14 protein-coding genes are annotated in these 19,221 nt (G+C 72.0%); 11 read left to right on the top strand and 3 right to left on the bottom strand.

All coding sequences use genetic code 11. The features are described from left to right. Positions 1-42 precede the first annotated feature (42 nt). The 8 genes from C2L58_RS00690 (at position 43) to C2L58_RS00655 (ending at position 11,093) form a co-directional block, all read left to right on the top strand. Positions 43-2,310 carry a cellulase family glycosylhydrolase gene (locus C2L58_RS00690; RefSeq protein WP_103334919.1) on the top strand — a complete coding sequence of 756 codons (2,268 nt, stop codon included), beginning with the start codon at positions 43-45 and terminating at the stop codon, positions 2,308-2,310. A 95-nt stretch (positions 2,311-2,405) separates the two neighbouring features. After that, positions 2,406-3,461, top strand: a complete 1,056-nt coding sequence (locus C2L58_RS00685) for a rhamnogalacturonan acetylesterase (protein ID WP_103334918.1) — start codon at positions 2,406-2,408, stop codon at positions 3,459-3,461. Positions 3,462-3,479: 18 nt separating this feature from the next. Further along, the gene (locus tag C2L58_RS00680; RefSeq protein ID WP_103334916.1) at positions 3,480-5,303 is read left to right on the top strand and encodes a rhamnogalacturonan lyase; all 1,824 of its coding nucleotides are present in this window, start codon (positions 3,480-3,482) and stop codon (positions 5,301-5,303) included. Continuing rightward, the gene (locus C2L58_RS00675; protein ID WP_199191032.1) at positions 5,303-7,483 is read left to right on the top strand and encodes a glycoside hydrolase family 2 TIM barrel-domain containing protein; all 2,181 of its coding nucleotides are present in this window, start codon (positions 5,303-5,305) and stop codon (positions 7,481-7,483) included. Before C2L58_RS00680 ends, C2L58_RS00675 begins: the two co-directional genes overlap by 1 nt. 14 nt (positions 7,484-7,497) lie before the next feature. Next, positions 7,498-8,814 (top strand): right-handed parallel beta-helix repeat-containing protein, encoded by a 1,317-nt coding sequence (locus C2L58_RS00670; protein WP_103334913.1) that lies wholly within the window; start codon positions 7,498-7,500, stop codon positions 8,812-8,814. An 87-nt stretch (positions 8,815-8,901) separates the two neighbouring features. After that, the gene (locus C2L58_RS00665; protein ID WP_103334911.1) at positions 8,902-9,297 is read left to right on the top strand and encodes a VOC family protein; all 396 of its coding nucleotides are present in this window, start codon (positions 8,902-8,904) and stop codon (positions 9,295-9,297) included. A 15-nt stretch (positions 9,298-9,312) separates the two neighbouring features. After that, positions 9,313-10,155 (top strand): MEDS domain-containing protein, encoded by an 843-nt coding sequence (locus C2L58_RS00660; RefSeq protein WP_103334964.1) that lies wholly within the window; start codon positions 9,313-9,315, stop codon positions 10,153-10,155. Continuing rightward, positions 10,152-11,093 (top strand): anti-sigma factor RsbA family regulatory protein, encoded by a 942-nt coding sequence (locus C2L58_RS00655; RefSeq protein ID WP_103334910.1) that lies wholly within the window; start codon positions 10,152-10,154, stop codon positions 11,091-11,093. The genes C2L58_RS00660 and C2L58_RS00655 overlap by 4 nt, the downstream gene beginning before the upstream one ends. Positions 11,094-11,529: 436 nt before the next feature. Here the strand turns inward: C2L58_RS00655 and C2L58_RS00645 are convergent, their stop codons facing one another. Continuing rightward, positions 11,530-12,471 (bottom strand): lysyl oxidase family protein, encoded by a 942-nt coding sequence (locus C2L58_RS00645; RefSeq protein WP_103334906.1) that lies wholly within the window; start codon positions 12,469-12,471, stop codon positions 11,530-11,532. Between the two features lie 162 nt (positions 12,472-12,633). Between C2L58_RS00645 and wecB the strand changes: the two genes are divergently transcribed. After that, positions 12,634-13,809 (top strand): non-hydrolyzing UDP-N-acetylglucosamine 2-epimerase, encoded by a 1,176-nt coding sequence (gene wecB, locus C2L58_RS00640; protein WP_103334904.1) that lies wholly within the window; start codon positions 12,634-12,636, stop codon positions 13,807-13,809. On the opposite strand, the gene C2L58_RS00635 is transcribed toward wecB, so the two are convergent. Both C2L58_RS00635 and C2L58_RS00630 read right to left on the bottom strand, forming a co-directional pair. Beyond that, the gene (locus tag C2L58_RS00635) at positions 13,779-15,089 is read right to left on the bottom strand and encodes an NAD(P)/FAD-dependent oxidoreductase (protein ID WP_103334903.1); all 1,311 of its coding nucleotides are present in this window, start codon (positions 15,087-15,089) and stop codon (positions 13,779-13,781) included. The genes wecB and C2L58_RS00635 overlap by 31 nt on opposite strands. 4 nt (positions 15,090-15,093) lie before the next feature. Continuing rightward, entirely contained in the window at positions 15,094-15,924 is an 831-nt protein-coding gene (locus C2L58_RS00630; RefSeq protein ID WP_103334901.1) for a glycosyltransferase, read from the bottom strand. 314 nt (positions 15,925-16,238) lie between these two features. Between C2L58_RS00630 and C2L58_RS00625 the strand changes: the two genes are divergently transcribed. Then, a complete protein-coding gene (locus tag C2L58_RS00625) occupies positions 16,239-17,669 on the top strand; it encodes an exopolysaccharide biosynthesis polyprenyl glycosylphosphotransferase (RefSeq protein ID WP_103334899.1) in 1,431 nt (476 codons plus the stop codon). Beyond that, positions 17,651-19,060, top strand: a complete 1,410-nt coding sequence (locus C2L58_RS00620) for a putative glycoside hydrolase family 15 protein (RefSeq protein WP_103334897.1) — start codon at positions 17,651-17,653, stop codon at positions 19,058-19,060. Before C2L58_RS00625 ends, C2L58_RS00620 begins: the two co-directional genes overlap by 19 nt. Positions 19,061-19,221: the final 161 nt, after the last annotated feature.

Genomic DNA, 19,221 nt, shown 5'->3' with positions numbered 1-19,221 from the left:
GCCTGAAACTTTCCTGTCGAGTGGTTCTCCAGGAGGTCGGTAATGAACTGGCGATTCCTCCGCGCGCTCGTGGCCGGCCTCCTGGTGGCCGCCTGCGCTGTCGTCGCCCCCGCCGCGGCCGGGGCGGCCACGCCCACGCGGATCATGGCGCTCGGCGACTCCATCACCGGGTCGCCCGGCTGCTGGCGCGCGCTGCTGTGGAAACACCTCCAGGAGACCGGCCACACCGACATCGACTTCGTCGGCACCCTGCCCGCGCAGGGCTGCGGATTCACCTACGACGGTGAGAACGAGGGCCACGGCGGGTTCCTGGCGACCGGGATCGTCCGGGACAACCAGCTGCCCGGCTGGCTGTCGTCCACGCACCCGGACATCGTCCTGATGCACCTGGGCACCAACGACGTCTGGAACAACATCCCGGCGAGCACGATCCTCGACGCCTACACCACGCTGCTGGGCCAGCTGCGGGCCGCCAACCCGGCGACCAAGCTGATCGTCGCGAAGATCATCCCGATGAACCCGGCCACCTGCGCCGCCTGCGGCCAGCGGGTGGTGGACCTCAACAACGCCATCCCCGGCTGGGCGCAGGCGCACTCCACGGCCGCGTCGCCGATCACCGTCGTCGACCAGTGGACCGGCTTCGACACCGCCGCCGACACCGGTGACGGCGTCCACCCGAACAACACCACCGGCATCCAGAAGATGGAGAGCCGCTGGTACCCGGCCCTGGTCGCCGCGCTCGGCACCGGCACGCCCACCGCGACCGGCCTGCACGTCGACGGCACCCGGATCCTCGAGGGCAACGGCTCGCCGTTCGTCATGCGCGGGGTGAACCACGCGTATGTCTGGTACCCGAGCCAGAACCGTGCCTTCGCCGACATCAAGTCCTTCGGCGCCAACACGGTCCGGGTCGTGCTCGGCAGCGGGCAGCGGTGGGGACCGACCCCGGCCGCCGAAGTCACCAGCGTCATCGGGCAGTGCAAGCAGAACCGGCTGATCTGCGTCCTGGAAGCGCACGACACCACCGGGTACGGCGAGCAGAGCGGGGCCGCCACCCTCGACCAGGCGGCCAGTTACTGGATCAGCGTGGCCGACGCGCTGAAGGGCCAGGAAAACTACGTCGTCATCAACCTGGGCAACGAGCCGTTCGGCAACGACCAGCAGGTCAGCGCGACCTGGACGAGCGCGACGAGCAACGCGATCAAGCGGCTGCGGGCCGCCGGGCTGCAGCACCTGCTGATGGCCGACGCGCCGATGTGGGGCCAGGACTGGCAGAACATCATGCGCGACAACGCCTCGGCGGTTTTCGCCGCCGACCCGCAGCACAACACGGTCTTCTCCATCCACATGTACGGCGTCTACGACACCGCCGCCGAGATCAACGCGTACTTCGACGCCTTCCGCACCGCCGGGCTGCCCCTGGTCGTCGGCGAGTTCGGCAACATGCACACCGACGGCAACCCGGACGAGGACACGATCATGGCCCAGGCGCAGGCCCGCGGCCTCGGCTACCTCGGCTGGTCCTGGAGCGGCAACAGCAGCGACGTCGCCTACCTCGACATGACGAACAACTTCGACCCGGCGAGCTTGACGGCGTGGGGCGAGCGGTTCCTCAACGGCGCCAACGGGATCCGGCAGACGTCGAAGGAAGCCACGATCTACGGCGGCGGCCAGGCCGACACCCAGGCCCCGTCGGTGCCGGGCACGCCGGCCGTGTCGGGCGTGACGTCGAGCGGTGCCACGCTGAGCTGGGCCGCGTCGACCGACAACGTCGGCGTCACCGGCTACGACGTCCTCCGGGCGCCGGGAGCGAGCGGGGGCGCGTTCGCCGTGGTCGGTTCGGCCGCGACGACGTCGTACACCGACAGCGGCCTGACAGCGTCGAGCACGTACCGGTACCAGGTGCGGGCGAGGGACGCCGCCGGGAACACCTCGGCCGGCTCCGGGGTCGCGACGGCGACGACGAGCGCGGGCGGCGGGTCCGGCGCGTGCAAGGTGGCCTACACCGCCTCGAACTGGGGCGGGGGCAACGGGTTCACCGCCAACGTCACCATCACGAACACCGGCACGAGCGCGGTCAACGGCTGGACCCTGGCCTTCACCTTCGCCGGCGGCCAGCAGGTGACCCTGCCCGGCTGGGGCGCCACCTTCGCCCAGTCCGGCGGCGGCGTCACGGCCAAGAACCTGAGCTGGAACGGCACGCTGGCGCCGAACGCTTCGACCGGCATCGGCTTCAACGGCACCTACAACGGCACCAACCCGGCCCCGGCGGCGTTCACGCTCAACGGCAGCGCCTGCACGGCCGGCTGACACCCCTGGTCGTGAGTGGTAATGAGGGTTAGAACCCTCATTACCACTCACGACCAGCTGCGGCAGACTGATCCATTCAGGACAAAGGAGTCCTCATGTCCCTCAGGCAGCGAGCGGTCATCCTCGCCGGCCTGGCCGCGGCCACCCTGGTTCCCGTGCCGGCGGTGGCCGCGGCCGTCCAGAAAGCGCTTCCCGCCCAGTGCTCGGGCAGCGCGCCGATCAAGTGCCACTTCGCCGTGGCGCCGGGGAACTACGACGTCACCGTGGGGCTCGGCAGCACGACGAAGGCGGCCAGCACGTCGATGTCGGTGGAGGCGCGCAGGCAGGTCCTGAACGCCGTCTCGACGAGCGCGGGCCAGGTCGTCCCCACGACCGTCACGGTCAACGTGCGCAACCCCGAGGGGCAGCCCACCGGCCAGGGCGGCACCGGCACCGCGGGCCTCGACATCACCTTCGGCGGCAGCGCCCCCGCGATCGGCTCGCTGACCGTGACCGCGGCCCAGGCCCCGCTGGTGACGTACCTGGCCGGCGACTCGACCGTCTGCGACCAGCCCACAGCGCCCTACACCGGCTGGGGCCAGGTCCTGCCCACCGCCGTCCGCTCCGGCGCCGTGATCGCCAACTACGCGGACTCCGGCGAAAGCTCCGGCAGCTTCCTGGCGAACAAGGCGTTGTTCCCCACGCTCAAGCCGCTGATCAAGAGCGGGGACCTGGTGCTCATCCAGTTCGGGCACAACGACAAGCAGACGTCGGCGACGGCGTTCCGCGACAACTTGACCAAGCTGGTCGACGGCGTCCGGGAACGCGGTGGCGTCCCGGTGCTGGTGACGCCGCCGGTGCGGCGGCTGTTCAGCGGCAGCAAGCTGACGCCGACCGCCCTGCACGTCAACGGCGTGGGCGCCGACCTGCCCGCGGTCATCCGGGCGCTGGGGAAGAGCGCGGGCGTGCCGGTGATCGACCTGACGGCGAAGAGCAAGGCCCTGGTCGAATCCCTCGGCCCGGCGGCGTCGCAGCAGATCTACCTCACCCAGGCCGCCGACGGCGTCACCGACAACACGCACTTCTCGGCCTACGGCGCGAACCGGATGTCGGACCTCGTGCTGCAGGGCGTCCGTGAGCTCGCCCTCCCGCTCGTCGCCTATCTCCGCTGAACCCGGAAGGGAACAACCATGCGCAACTTCGGCAGGCGGCTCGTCGTGGCCGCCGCGGGCGTGGTCGTGGTGGGCCTGGTGCCCGCTCCGGCCACCGGCGCGGCCGTGGCCGCCGCACCGCAGATCGACAAGCTGAACCGCGGGGTGGTCAGCGTCCACACCGCACAGGGCAACACCGTCGGCTGGCGCCTGCTCGCCGACGACCCGGCCGGGGTGGCGTTCAACGTCTACCGCGACGGCACGAAGGTGACCGCGGCCCCGGTCGGCGGGCCGACGAGCTTCGTGGACGCGGGCGCCCCGGCGGGGGCCCGGTACACCGTGCGCGCGGTGACCGGCGGGGTCGAGCGGATGTCGGCCTTCGCCGCGGAAGACTCGCTGACGTTGCAGAGCGGTGCCGCTGCAAGCACCCGCGACGTCCCGATCCAGCCGCCGGCCGGCGGCACGACCCCGTCCGGGGAGAGCTACACCTACACCGCGAACGACGCCAGTGCCGGTGACCTGGACGGCGACGGCCAGTACGAGCTCGTGCTGAAGTGGGACCCGACCAACTCCAAGGACAACTCGCAGTCCGGCTACACCGGGAACGTCTACGTGGACGCCTACCGGCTCGACGGCACGCGTCTCTGGCGGATCGACCTCGGGCGCAACATCCGCGCCGGCGCGCACTACACGCAGTTCCAGGTCTTCGACTACGACGGCGACGGCAAGGCCGAGGTCGCGATGAAGACCGCGGACGGCACCCGGTCGGGCACCGGCCAGGTGCTCGGCAGCGCGAGCGCCGACTACCGCAACTCGAGCGGGTACGTCCTGTCCGGCCCGGAGTTCCTGACGATGTTCAACGGGCAGACCGGTGCCGCGGTGTCCACGGTGAACTACGACCCGCCGCGCGGCACGGTGTCCTCGTGGGGTGACAGCTACGGCAACCGCGTCGACCGGTTCCTGGCCGGGACGGCCTACCTGGACGGCTCCCACCCCAGCCTGATCATGAGCCGCGGTTACTACACCCGGACCGTGATCGCGGCCTGGGACTTCCGCGGCGGCGCGCTGTCCGAGCGGTGGAAGTTCGACTCGAACTCGGCCGGCTCGCAGTACACCGGCCAGGGCGACCACCAGCTGGCCATCGCGGACACCGACGGCGACGGCCGCGACGAGATCGTCTTCGGCGCCATGGCGATCGACGACAACGGCAGTCCACTGTGGAACACCCGGCTCGGCCACGGCGACGCCATGCACGTCGGTGACCTGATCCCGGGCCGTCCGGGCCTGGAAGAGTTCAAAGTGGACGAAGACAAGTCCAAGCCCGCCGCCTGGATGGCCGACGCGAAGACCGGCCAGATCATCTGGCAGAACGCCTCCTGCAACTGCGACAACGGGCGCGGCGTCTCGGACGACATCTACGCCGGCAGCCCCGGCGCCGAGTCGTGGTCGTCCGCGGTGTCCGGGCTGCTGAACACCAGCGGCCAGAACATCGGGCGCAAGCCGTCGTCGACGAACTTCGTCATCTACTGGGACGGCGACGCCCAGCGCGAGCTGCTGGACGGCACCCACATCGACAAGTACGGCACCGGCGGCGACACCCGGCTGCTGACCGCCTCCGGCGTGCACGCGAACAACGGCACGAAGAACACGCCGTCGCTGCAGGCCGACCTCTTCGGCGACTGGCGCGAGGAGGTCGTCTGGCCGACCTCGGACAACCGGGCGCTGCGGATCTACTCGACCACCGACTCGACGAGCATCTCGCACGTGTCGCTGATGCAGGACCGGCAATATCGGGAGGCCGTGGCGTGGCAGAACACCGCGTACAACCAGCCGCCGCACCCGAGTTTCGCGATGGCCCGGTGATGACGGTGTCGACGCTGCGGAAAGTCCTCGTCGGGGTACTGGCGCTCGTGCTCGCGCCGCTGACCGTGGTGTCCGGTACCGCCGCTGTCAACCACTACCGGACGGTCACCGACTTCGACGCCGGCTGGCTGTTCAATTACGGCGACGCCAGTGGTGCCGGGGGTTCGTCCTACAACGACGGCGGCTGGCGCAAGCTCAGCGTGCCGCACGACTGGAGTATCGAGGGCAAGAACCCGCCGGCGAGCCCGTTCTCGCAGTCGGCGCCGAGCACCGGCCGCGGCGGATACCTGCCTTCGGGCATCGGCTGGTACCGCAAGCACTTCTCGCTGGCCGGGGTGCCCGCGGGCCGGAAGATCTTCCTCGAGTTCGACGGCGTGATGGCCAACGCGAGCGTGTACGTCAACGGCACGCTCATCGGCACCCACCCCTACGGCTACACCGGTTTCCGCTACGACGTCACGGCGGCGGCGAAGCTCGGCGGCGACAACGTGGTCGCGGTCAAGACGGACACGACGGCGCAACCGGCGTCGCGCTACTACACCGGGGCCGGGATCTACCGTGACGTCCGGCTGATCGCGACCGATCCGGTGCACGTCGGCCAGTGGGCCACGCACGTCACCACCCCGAACGTCAACACCGTGCACGCGGAAACCACGGTGGTCAACGAAGGGGGCGCGGCGGCGAGCGTCAGCGTCCAGGGCGTGCTCGGCGACCCGGGCGGGGCCGCGCTGCCCGCGGTGACCACGGCGGCCAAGACCGTCGCCGCCGGGGCGTCGGCCACCTTCGCCTTCGACGTGCCGGTGAGCAACCCGAAGCTGTGGGACCTGGCCAACCCGAACCTGTACTCGCTGGCCACCACCGTCCTCGTGGGCGGGACCGCGGTGGACGACGACGTCACCTCGGTGGGTATCCGCACGCTGACGTTCAGCGCTTCGACCGGGATGAGTCTCAACGGCAAGAACGTCAAGTTCCAGGGTGTCGCGCTGCACCAGGACCTGCACGGGCTCGGGATGGCGGCCCCGCAGCGGGCCGTGCAGCGGCGGCTCGCCCAGCTGAAGGCCCTCGGGGTGAACGCCATCCGCACCGCGCACGACCCGCCGAGCCCGGCGTTCCTCGAGCTGACCGATCGGATGGGGTTCCTGGTCCTCGACGAGTTCTTCGACGTCTGGACCCAGCACAAGTACTCCGACGTCGGTGACTACGCGACTTACTTCAACCGGACGGCGGCCGCGCCGACCGGAACGCCCGCGGTGCCCGGCGCGAGCGGCTCGGTGCCCTGGTACCAGGTGGACACCACGAGCGTGGTCCTGCGCGATCGCAATCACCCCAGCGTGGCGATGTGGAGCACCGGCAACGAGATCCGCGACCCGATCGCGACCCGGACGCCGCTGCTGACCCGGATGGCCGCGATCGCGCACGCGCTGGACCCGGGCCGTCCGGTCACCCAGGCGCTGTTCCGGCCGGCCGACAGCGGCGACGTCACCGGGACCACCCGGACCCTCGTCGACGTCTTCGGCGGCAACTACCGGCCGGACGAGGTCATCCAGGCCGCGAAAACGTCGCCGGCGCGGGCCGGGCTCTTCACCGAGATGGGCACCGACACCTCGGCGTGGACGACGGTCCGGAACAACGCCATGGTGACCGGCCTGTTCCTGTGGACCGGCGCGGCGTACCTGGGCGAGGCGGACGGGCTGTGGCCGCGCGGTGAGCCGGACTTCGGCCTGCTGGACGGCGTGGGCACGGTCCGGCCGATCGGGTATTCGTGGCAGCGCACGTGGGGCGCGCCCACGACGTCACCGCCGGCGACCGGTACCACGGCGAACCGCGTGCTGCTTACGCCCGACCACGCCACCGTGTCCACGGACGTCGACGACGTCTCGTACGTCAAGGCCACCGTGGCCGATGCGTCCGGCCGCGTGGTGACCGGCTCGTCCGCGCCGATCACGTTCAGCGTCAGCGGGCCGGGCGAGCTGGTCGCGGTCGACAGCGGGAGCCCGGTGCAGGAAACCTTCCGCGGCCCGGTGCGGAAGGCCTACCAGGGTGTCGCGTACGGCCTGGTGCGGGCGACGGGCGCGGGCACCGTCACGGTGACCGCGAGCTCCGCCGGGCTGACGCTCGGCACGACCACGCTGACCGGCACCACGGCACCGTTCGTGCCGTGTTCCGGCAGCTGCGACTGACCTTTGGAGTGCCGATGAAACTCGCAATCTCCCTCGTGGTGTTCGCGACCGCGGCGACCGTCGCCGGCGCCCCGGCCGCCGCGGGCAGCCCGGCGGCCGGGACGACCTACTACGTCGCTCCGGCGGGCAGTGACAGCGCCGCCGGGACGCAGGCCGCGCCCTGGGCGTCGGTCGCGCACGCCCAGGCCGTCGCGCAGGCCGGTGACACGGTGTACCTCCGGGGTGGCACCTACGCCTACTCCCGGGCGAACAAGGCCTGCGCGAGCCAGACCGACCGGGTGGACGCGATCACGCTGAACAAGAGCGGCACCTCCGGCAACCCGATCCGCTACTGGGCCTACCCCGGCGAAACGCCCGTCTTCGACTTCTCCCGCGTCAGCGACGACTGCCGGATCAAGGGCTTCGACGTCACCGGCAACTTCATCCACCTCAAGGGGCTGGAAGTCAAGGGCGTGCCGCAGAACAACACCCTGAACCACGAGTCGTGGGGGATCTGGATCTCCGGGAGCGACAACACGTTCGAGCTGCTGAACCTGCACCACAACATGGGACCCGGGTTGTTCGTCCAGGACGGTGGCGGCAACCTCGTCCTGAATTCCGATTCCCACGACAACTACGACCCGCGGACGTCCAACGGGGCGGGTGAAAGCGCCGACGGGTTCGGCGCGCACATCTCCGCCGGCCACCCGGGCAACGTCTTCCGCGGCTGCCGCGCGTGGTGGAACTCCGACGACGGGTTCGACCTGATCAACGCGTTCTCGCCGGTGACCATCGAGAACTCGTGGGCCTGGCGCAACGGCTACCTGCCGCAGACCACCACGGCATCCGGCAACGGCAACGGCTTCAAGATGGGCGGCTACGGCGGCAAGTACGTCAGCAACGGCGTCAAGCACACCGTCCGCACGTCGGTGGCGTTCGACAACCGCTCCGCCGGCTTCTACGCCAACCACCACACGCTGGCCAACGACTACTTCAACAACACCAGCTACAACAACCACCCCGACTACAACATGCTCGGCATCACCGCGAGCGGCGCGGCCACCGGGCTGGGCAACCTGCGCAACAACATCGCCTACGCGGGCACCCTGACGTCGAACATGTCCGGCACGAGCGCTTCGTACAACTCGTGGAACCTGGGCGGCACGCTGTCGGACGCGCAGTTCCGGAGCGTGTCGACGGCCGGCTGGGACGCGCGCCGCCCGGCCGACGGCAGCCTCCCGGTGCTGCCGAACCTGCGCCTGGCGGCGGGCAGCCGGCTGATCGACAAGGGCACCAACGTCGGCCTGCCCTACCAAGGCAGCGCCCCCGACCTCGGCGCCTTCGAATCCTGAGGACGGAGCGGTGGTGACGACCCGGGGTTCACCGCCCGGCCGAGCGGGTAGCCGGGGGGCACCGAGCGGCAAGACGGGGAGACGACCATGGCCATCCGGCTGGGCAGCACCGTGATCAACTGCGCCGACCTGGACGCCATGACCCGCTTCTGGAGCGCGGCACTGGGCCTCGAGCCGACATCCGGGGCCGACGACTTCCGGTTGCTGCGCGGCCCGCACGTCAATCTGTCGTTGCAACGGGCCTCGGCGCCGGTGTCGGCGCGGGACCAGATGCACCTGGACCTCTACACGGACGACCAGCGGCACGAGGTCGACCGGCTGGTCGGCTTGGGCGCGCGGTTCGTCCGCCACGTCGAGGACGACCCGGCCGACGACTGGGTCGTCCTGGCCGACCCGGAGGACAACTTGTTCTGCGTCTGCGCGAAGCCGGCGGCCGAGGTCCGCGACCCCGCGGCGTGGCCGGGAGCGGGCCCGGCGGCGTAGTCTCGGTCCGTGCTGATGCCGACCGAGCGGGAGAGCGGACCGTTCTCGCCGGCCCGTGACCACGTCTGCCGGGGGTACCGGCGGCGGGGCGAATTCGTGGCCCACGCGCAGGAGTTCCTGGCCGAGGGCCTGGCGGCCGGCGAGCGGGTGCTCTACGTCGCCCCGGGCGACGACGCCGCGCTGACCGGGCAGCTGCGGGCGGACGAACGCTGCGACGAGGGCCTCGAACGCGGGGCCGTCCAGGTCGCTTCGATCGACGCGACCTACCGCACGGGAGCCGTCGTCGACCCCACCGGCCAGGTCGAGCACTACGCCGCGGCGACGTCCGAAGCGCTGGCGGCCGGGTTCACCGGGCTGCGGGTCGCGGCCGACGCGACGTCGCTGGTGCGCACGCCGGCCCAGCTGGACGCCTTCGCCCGCTACGAGCACCTGGTGGACCGCTACATGGCCGAACACCCGATGTCCGCGATGTGCGGCTACGACGTGGCCGAGCTCGGCGGCGAAGTCGTCGCGCAGCTCGCGTGCATGCACCCGCCCGCCCCCGGCGGCGGGGCACCGTTCCACCTGCACGGTCACGTGCGCGACGGCAGCGCCGCGGCGCTCGACGGGGACCTGGACCTGGAGTCCCGCCGGCTGTGGCCACTGGCGCTGGAGCGCGCCGGCCTGCGGCCCGAGGGCGGCACGATCGCCATCGACGCCGCCGGCCTGGACTTCGTCGACCACCGCAGCCTCGTCGATCTGGCCGGCTACGCCGAGCGGCACGCCACCACGGTGGTCCTGCGGACGCGGTCGTCCACGGCCGCCCGGCTCGTCGAGCTGCTGGACCTGACCGGCGTGCGCGTGGAGCGTGCCGCATGAGCGTCGGCCAGGACCGGGGTTACGACCACGCCGCCGTCCACTACGACCGCGACGAGGAGCTGCTCGCCGTCGCCGTGCCGTTCCTCGAAGGCGGGCTGGCCGCCGGCGAGCCGACGCTGGTGTCGATGGAGCCGGAGCGCGCCGAGCTGCTGCGCGGCGCCCTGCCGCCGTCGGCGCGGGTGGAGTACCTGTCCACCCGCGACCTGTACGCCCGGCCGGCGGCGGCGATCAAGTCCTACCGGGAGCTGATGGCCCGGTTCGTCGCCGGCGGCGCGGCCGGGATCCGCATCTTCGGCGAGATCCCGCCGGCCGCGATCGACACGTCGTGGGACTGGTGGGCCCGCTACGAGTCGGCGGTCAACCACGCCTACGACGAGTTCCCGCTGCGCAGCATGTGCGCGTACGACACCCGCACGACCCCGCGCCACGTCCTCGACGACGTCGCCCGGACGCACCCGTTCGTGGCCACCCCCGGCGGCGGCCACCACCCGAACACGGGCTACATCGACCCGCTGTCCTTCCTGGCCGGCCCCCGGCCGATGACGCCGCTCCCGATCGAGCGCACCCCGCCACTCGCGGACCTGGCCGACCCCCGGCCCGCGGACGCGCGCCGGGCGGTCATGGCGATCGCCCCGATCGACCTGCCCGCGGCCGAGGTCGACGACCTGGTCCTGGCGGTGAGCGAGATCGTGGACAACGCCCTGCGCCACGGCCGACCACCGGTCCGCGTCCGGATTTGGGCGGACGTGGGACAGATGGTGGTCTCGGTGCACGACACGGGCGAAGGGCCGGCCGACCCGTTCGCCGGTCTGCTGCCGGCGGCCCACAGCATCGGGGGGCGGGGGTTGTGGATCGCCCACCAGATCTGCAGCCAGGTGACGTTGCACCGCGACGAAACCGGCTTCACGGCCCGCCTCACGGCGGGCCGCCCCTGGTAGCGGGCCCTGCCGCACAACGGCTCACCCGGCCTGCGGCGGCTCACCCGCTGGCGGCGGCCGGCGGCTTACCCGGTCAGCGGTGGTTCACCCGGCCGGCGGTGGTTCACCCGGCCGCCGGCGGTGGCTCACCCGGTCAGCGGCGCCTCAGCCAGCCAGCGGCGGCTCACCCCGCCGGCCGCGCCGCACCCGATCAGCGGCGCCTCAGCCGGCCAGCGGCGCCTCAGCCGGCCGGCGGTGGCTCACCCCGTCGGCGGCGGCCGGCGGCTTCCGGAGGCCGCGGCAAACTGTCGGTGCCTTCCGGTAGCGTGGAAATCGGGGGCGGCGCCCCAACGGCTCAGCCCGCGTTCCCGGCCGGCCCGCCGAGCATCGCGAACCGGCCGCCCGAGCCAAAGTGCCTTCGAGCGCGGCAGCGGCGTCCAGCCGCACGACCGGCGGCTCAAGCGCAGCGGGGCTGTCCCGGGCAGCTGCGCAGCAGCTTGACCACCGGCGCGGCCGGGATCGTCCCGTCCGAGCCCGGCATCCCCAGTGGCCACGCGATGGCCAGGGCCACCGCCGAAGAGTTGTTGCCGTAGTTCGTCTCCAGCAGCGTCCGGTCGGCGTTGACCGTGTTCACCAGGTCGTACGTGCCGGTCGGGACGTGGGTGATGTCCAGCCACTGGAAGTCCACCGTGTACTTGTAGTCGTCGCCCGCCCCGACCGAAATCCCCTCGAGCACCTCGAGTGCCGTGGGTTCGTGGTGGCGGCACATGTTGCCGCGCAGGTTTTCGGCGAGGTCGGCGTCGGCGCCCGTGTTGCCCGGCACGTTCTTCAGCCGGTCGACGTCGTGGACGCGGAACCGGTCGCCGAGGCAGAAGCCGTTCTTGCGGTCGGTGACCACCGTCTCGCCCTGCGGGGAAACCAGCGCGAAGTGCTCGAAGTTCATCAGGTGCCAGTGCTGGTGGGCGAGGGCCGGCTCGTAGTACGTGAAGGCCCCGGTGGCGCGCTGCGCCGCCTCGTAGCTGCCCGGGATCGAACCGTCCGTGCCGTTGCGCAGCGCCTGCCGGACCGTCATGGTGTCCTGCTTCGTGCTGTCGCGGCGGCCGTACAGCAGCAGGGGCCCGTCGCCGACGTTCTCCTCCGCGCTGGTGAACCGCAACCGGACGGCCTTCGCCACCGACGGCGCGACGCAGCGGCCGTTGGGGGCGGCCGCGTCGACCACCGGGCACACGTCCCAGGCGGTGCACAGCGGGAGTTCGCCGGAACTGCCGCCGGCGCACCCCGGCACGGCCTGGCGAAGGTCGGGGAGCAGGAGGTTCGGGGCGGCGTCGGCACGGGGAGCGGAGGCGGAAACGGTGGCCGAAAGCGCCACGAGCGCCAGAATCGCGAATTTCTTCAGCAAGAGCGGGCCGTCCTGTCCGGTATTCCGATCGGCCCCATCTTAGGGCGTCCGCAATTCCCCGGTGCGACACCGCGGCGTCACACGATCGACTGAGTCGCCCCCGGTTTCGCGGTTCCGGTCAGTAGCGTGCGGCGAACTCACCGCCCGAAAGGACCGCGCCGCATGCCGACGACCACCGTAGATTTCCGTGCCGCCACCGGGAGCGCCCCGGCGGTGCGGCCCGCCGGAACCGGCGGGATCACGCTGGTCTGCGGCACGCGGCCGGAACTGATCAAGCTCGCCCCGCTGATGCGGGTGTTCGGCGACGAGTGCGCCGTCGTCTACACGGGACAGCACTACGACCGCTCGCTGTACGCGCGCATCCGCGCGGACCTGCCGCCGTCCGACCGGTTCCACGAGCTCGGCGTGGGCGCCGGCCGCCGCGGCGGCCAGCTCGGCCGGACCGTCAGCGCGGTCGACGAGGTCCTGGCGGAGCGGCCCGGCCGGGTGGTGGTCGTCCAGGGCGACACGACGTCCGCGCTCGCCGGCGCGCTGGCGGCCAACGCGCACGACTTGCCGCTGGTGCACGTCGAAGCCGGGCTGCGCAGCCACGACCGGGCGATGCCCGAGGAGCACAACCGGGTGCTGATCGACCACCTCGCCGACCTGTGCTGCGCGCCGACCGAACTCAACCGCGCCCACCTCCTGGCGGAAAACGTGCCTGACGAACGGATCGCCGTCACCGGCAACACCGTCGTCGAAGCACTGCAGGCCGCGCTCCCGTCCGCCGAAGACCGGCGGGCGGTGCTGGCCGCCCGCGGCCTGGAGCGGGACCGGTTCGTGCTGGCCACGATCCACCGCCCGGAGAACGTCGACGACGCCGGCCGGCTCGCGGTGATCCTGCGCGAACTGGGCCGCCTGCCGCTGCCGGTGGTGTTCCCGCTGCACCCCCGCACGGCCAAGAGCGTCGAGCAAGCCGGCCTGCGGCACCTGCTCGAGCCGCTGGTCGAGCTGGAACCCCAGGCCTACCCGGCGTTCCTCGCGCTCGCCGCCGAGGCGGCGGTGATCGTCTCCGATTCCGGCGGCATCCAGGAGGAAGCGAGTGTCCTCAAGCGACCGGTGGTCGTGGTCCGGCGCAGCACCGAGCGCCCCGAGATCGCCGGCACGTTCGGCACGCGGGTGGTGCCGGGTCCCGGGATCGGCCCGGAGGTGGCGCGGTGGCTCGACGACGTGGCCGGCCACCGCGAGCGCCTCCGCCACCTCCCGTCACCGTACGGGGACGGGTCCGCCTCCGCCCGGATCGTGACGGCGCTCGGCGCCCTCCTCGATCAGCGGGCCGGTTCGGTGACCGCGGGCTGATCCGCCACCAGGGCGACGACGTCGTTCGCCAAGGCGACGCTCGAGTTCCAGCTCGTCACGTCCGGGTAGACGTGGGCGGTGGTGGCCAGCAGGAGGCCGGTGCCGTCCACGGTCACCGGCGGCCGCGCGGCCAGGTACCCCAGCGGGTACACCGGTTCCACGAACGGCGCCTTGAACACCCGCACCTCTTCGATGCCGTCGGCACCGAGCTCCGGGTACAGCCCGCGCAGCTGCGCCGACCAGCGGGCCGCGATCGCGGTGTCGTCGTCGAGGTACAGCTGCGAGTCGCGGTCGGTGTAGTGCATGACGTACACGAGGTGGCGGCCGTCGCGCGGGCCGGCGAGCGCGGACATCGCGACGACCCCGTCGAACTCCGTGCCCGAGTGCAGCACCGGGGTCCAGTAGTGCTCGGTGACCGGCTGCCGGAGGAAGAACACGCCGGTGACCACGCCCTGGTAGGGCAGGTCGGTCGCCGGCAGCCGGGCGGCGAGCGCGTCGTCGGCGATGCGCCGCAGCAGGGGCAGCGGCACGGTGGAGATCACGTGGTCGGCGTCGAGGACCTCGCCGCCGGTCAGGGTGAGGACCGAGCGGCCGCCGGTGCTGTGCAGGCGCCGGACGGGGGTGGCCGTCCGCACCACCCCGCCGGCCTGCTCGATCGACGCCCGCAGCCCGTCGATGATCGTCTTGTAGCCGCCGTCCGGGTAGCCGCGGGTGGCGACGTTGCGCTCGCGGCCGAGCCGCTGCCACAGGTACAGCGCCGGGACGTCCCCGAAGGACGGCCCGAACTTCGAGCCGAACATCGGCGCGAAGAGCCGCTCCCAGACGACGTCGCCGTAGAGCCCGCGCAGCCAGTCCTCGGTGCGCAGCGCGTCGAGGTCGCGGCCGCGCCCCAACCGGCGCAGCAGCAGCGAAACCACGCCGAAGCGCACGCGGTCGGGCAGCCGCAGCGGCGAGAAGCGGAGCAGGTCGAGCGGGGAGTTGAACGGGTGACGGCGGCCCTCGACGACCATGCCCATCGTCGTTTCGCGCCACCGCACCGCGTCCCGGAGACCCAGTTCGCCCAGCAGCGCCAGCAGGCTCGCGTCGGACGGCATGATGCAGTGGTAGAAGCGTTCGATCCACTGGTCGCCGTGGGCGAAGAAGGTGCCGAGGCCGCCGAGCTGGTCGCTGCTTTCCAGCAGCGTCACGCGGGTGCCGCGGCGGACGAGGCGGTGGGCGGCGGCGAGGCCGCAGATGCCGCCGCCGATCACGGCGACGTGCGCGGAGTCGGGATGGGTCACCGGGTCACAGCTTCCGGTAGGGCGCCGGGCTCAGCCGGTCGCGCGCGAGCAGTTTCAGGTATTGCACGACGGTCCGCCGCAGCTTCAGCTTGCTGGGTCCCTGCTTGCGGTCGTACCGCAGGGCCAGCGGGACCTCGGTGATCACCGGGCGGCAGTGGCGCAGCTTGAGCAGCAGCTCCACCATGCAGGCGAACCCCTGCTCTTCGATGAGCCGCTCGCCCCAGTGGGCGGAGGCGCGGGCCAGCAGCGACGCCCGGTAGGCGCGGTAGCCGCTGGTGAAGTCCCGGACGCCGTCGACGTCGAGGGTGCGGTGGAACAGCTGCGCCGCGCCGCGGGAGAGCAGCCGCCGCCCGAAGGGGGCGGTCCGGTCGTCGCCGCCCGGGACGAACCGGGAGCAGATGGCGACGTCCGCGCCGGCGGTGATCTCCGCCTGCAGCGCGCGGATCAGTTCCGGGTCGTGCGTGTCGTCGGCGTCCATCACGACGACGACGTCGTCGGGACCGGCGTCCTCCAGCGCCGCCCGCAGCCCCGACTGCACCGCGCGGCCGAGCCCGAGGTTCACCACGTGCCGCACGACGCGGACGTCGAGCCCGCCGTAGCCCGCCTCGGCCACGGCGACCGTGGCGTCGGCGGAACCGTCGTCGACGACCCAGACGGTGACCTGCTCGGTGCGGGCCACGTCGGCGAGCCGGTGCAGCAGCGGCGGCAGGGACGCTTCTTCGTTGAACGCGGGCAGCACGACGTGCGCGCGTCCGCCGGTCCGTCCCCCGGTGGGAGCCGGACCGGTGCGATCCGGTTCGGACAGTGTGGCCAGGGTGGTTTCTTCGAGCGCCACGATTCCCCTCGTCTGGTAGTCCTCGTTTTGGGCCGTCACCCGTCCGGACTCGGGTTTGGTGCGGCCGTCCAGTCCTATTCGGCTATGTTGTGTGGTTTCTTTAGTGGCCCCGGAAGTCCCCCGGAAGGATGCGCGTCATCGGAACTACTTGGTGTTTCCTGAAATCACCGGATCGGGTTCGCTGGACGCCCCGATCGAGTGCATTTCTGGGCTTTCAAGGAAAAAATCACCCGATCGTGCCGGTGTTGCCTCGAATGGCTGAGTCGTGAAGAAAGCGAGAATGGAATCCTCATGTCAAGTAGAGGTCGAGACCGGTGACTGAACTCAGGGACACGATCGTCACCGAAGCGGTGCCGGCGCAGCGGCGGATCCGGCCGGGCGACCGGCCGCGAGACGCCGTGCGCGCCCGCCCGCTGCTCGCCCGGGTCAACGCCGTGGCCGTGCTGCTCGTCGCCGTCGACGCCGCCGCCTGGCTGGCCGCGGTGCTGCGGACCGGGCCCGGCCCGGCGTGCGCGGCGGTGACCGCGGCGGCCCTCGCGGGAGCCCGGGTGGCCGGCCGCGTCCACCGCCGCCGCCTCTGGCTCTCCTGGCTGCAGGACCTGCCGCGCTCGGTCACCGCCACCGCGCTGGCGTTCGCGCTCGTCACCGGCTTCGGCCTGCTGGCCGGGATGGACGGCGACGCCACGGCGCGGATGCAGGAACTGGTCCTCTGCTTCGCCGTGCTCAGCGAAGCGGCCCGGCCGGCGGTCTTCGCCTTCGGCCGGTGGGGCCGGCGCCGGCTGCGGCGCTGCGACCGGGCCGTCGTGGTCGGGGCCGGCCGGATCGGCGGCGAACTGGTCCGCACCATGCTGGAGCACCCCGAGTTCGGGCTGCTGCCGGTCGGCGTCGCGGCGTCCGGCCCGGAGGCGGTCCCGCCCGGCCTCCCGGTCGAGCGGATCGACGGCGACCTCGCCGGCGCCATCGCCCGGCTGCGCGCGGGCACGGTGGTCCTCGCCCCGGCCGACGACCGCGAAAGCGCGATCGTCGACGCCGCCATCACCGCGCACCGCCTCGGGTGCGTCACCCTGGTGCTGCCGCACCTGTTCGAGCTCTGCCCGGACGGGCCGGGCGTCGACCGGCTCCGCAGCTACCCGCTGGTGTGGCTGGGCGGCGCGCCGACCCGGCGGCCGAGCTGGTGGGTCAAGCGCGCAGTGGAGACGGCGCTGGCCGCGGCCGCGCTCGTCGTCCTCGCGCCGGTCATCGCGGTCTGCGCGCTCGCGGTCGCGGTGGAGAGCGGGTTCCCGGTCTTCTTCCGGCAGGTGCGCGTCGGGATGGACGGCGGGACGTTCGTGCTCTACAAGCTGCGCAGCGTGCGGCAGGCCGCCGTCGACGATTCGCAGACCCGCTGGTCGGTCGTGGGCGACCACCGCGTCGGCCCGGTCGGCCGCTTCCTGCGCCGGTCCTCTTTGGACGAACTGCCGCAGCTGTGGAACGTCGTGCGCGGGGACATGTCGCTGGTCGGCCCGCGGCCGGAGCGGCCGGTGTTCGTGCACGAGTTCTCCGCCGTCCACGACCTGTACTGGGCCCGGCACCGGGTGCCGACCGGCCTGACCGGCCTGGCGCAGGTGCACGGCCTGCGCGGCGACACCTCGATCGCGGACCGGGCGCGCTACGACAACTACTACATCGCGAACTGGTCGTTGTGGCTCGACGTCAAGATCATCATCCTCACGGTGGGAGAACTGCTGTGCCGAAGGCAACGCTGATGCGCCACCACCCGGTGGCGTGCTGGACGGCCGCGTTCGTGCTGCTGGCCGGCTGCCTCGCCGGCTGCGTCGCCAGTTCGGCGCAGGACCTCGCGGCCCCGCCGCCGAAGCCGCTCGCGCCCTGCGCGTGGTGGTACGGGATCGGCCAGCCGCCGACGGCGCAGGAGATCGAGCTGGCGGCCAAGCGCTACCAGGTCGTCGTGCTCAACGCCGACCAGGGCGCGGCCATGCGCCGCCTGCACCAGCTCAACTCGCGGGTGAAGGTGCTGGTGTACAAGGACCTTTCGAGCACGCGCAACTACCCGGGCGCGGTCGACGGCGGCCAGGACGCGGTCTTCCTGCCGAGCGGGATCGGCTACGTCGCCGCCCAGGAGCACCACCCGGACTGGTTCGCCCAGGACGTCAACGGGCGGCGGATCGAGTGGCAGGGCTACCCGCGGCACTGGCAGATGACGGTGTGGAACCCGGACTACCAGCAGGCCTGGACCGACGCCGTCGTGGCGGAGGTGAAGCGTGAGGGCTGGGACGGGGTGCTCGCGGACAACGACTTCAACTCCCTGAGTCACTATTCGTCCGCCGTGCTCGCGGGCACGGCGAACGTCACGGAGACCGACCGCAAGCTCCGCGACGGCCTGGACGCGTTCCTGGCCAAGGCCGGCGACGCCCTCACGAACGCGCAAAAGCTCCTGGTGCCCAACGTGTCCGAGACGCACCTGGTGCCGGGCCGCTGGACCGCGCATTCGCGCTTCGGCGGCGCGATGGAGGAGAACTTCGGCTTCCGCGAGGACGGCGGCACCGGTGGCCTGCTGACCTTCCGCGGCAACGAGTTCCAGGAGCTGCGCGCGCAGGCCGCCCTCGGCGAGTCCCTGCTGCTGCTGGTCACGCGGACGCACAACGCGCGCGAGGAGCGGTCCGGCTACGCGAGCGCGGCCCTGCTCGCCGGACCCCGCACGTGCTGGACCCGCGCGACCACCGACGACTACCGCGACCCGGAGTGGTCGACGTTGCAGGATTCCGGCCTGGGCGAGGCGATCGACGCGGCGAGCCGGCTGGCCAACGGCGTCTGGACCCGGACGTTCACCCACGGCTGGGTCGCGGTCAACACGACGGCGTCCACCCAGACGGTGGTGCCCCCGGAGGGCCTGGTCGCCCCCGGCGCCCCCGCACCCACCGCAACCCCCACCCCGACCCGGACCATACCCCCGACCCCCACCCGGACCTCGGCACCCACCTCGACCCCGGCGTCACCGACGTCGACCCCGGCTCCGCCCCCGCTCACCCTGCAGGCCGCGGACGCGGTGGTCCTGGTCGACCCGCAGCAACTCGTGAAGCGGGGAACCTGGCGGATCACCCGCGACGAGCTCCGGATCGGCCGCCTCTGGGCCCGCTGACTCGTGTCGTCCCCCCAATCACGTGAGTTGACCTCCCAATCACGCGAGATGCCCCCTCGATCAGGGACTGTCCCGTGATCGGTGTTTCTGGCGTTGTTGATCAGTAGGTCTCGGCTGCCGGCCAGCGGTCACCGAAGGTGATGGCGAAGGCGTTGATCACG

Origin of the sequence: Amycolatopsis sp. CA-126428 (assembly GCF_002904335.1) — a bacterium.
In the GTDB taxonomy this organism is placed as follows: domain Bacteria; phylum Actinomycetota; class Actinomycetes; order Mycobacteriales; family Pseudonocardiaceae; genus Amycolatopsis.
Note: the sequence above shows the minus strand (reverse complement) of the source record. Positions and strands in the feature narration are given on the sequence as shown.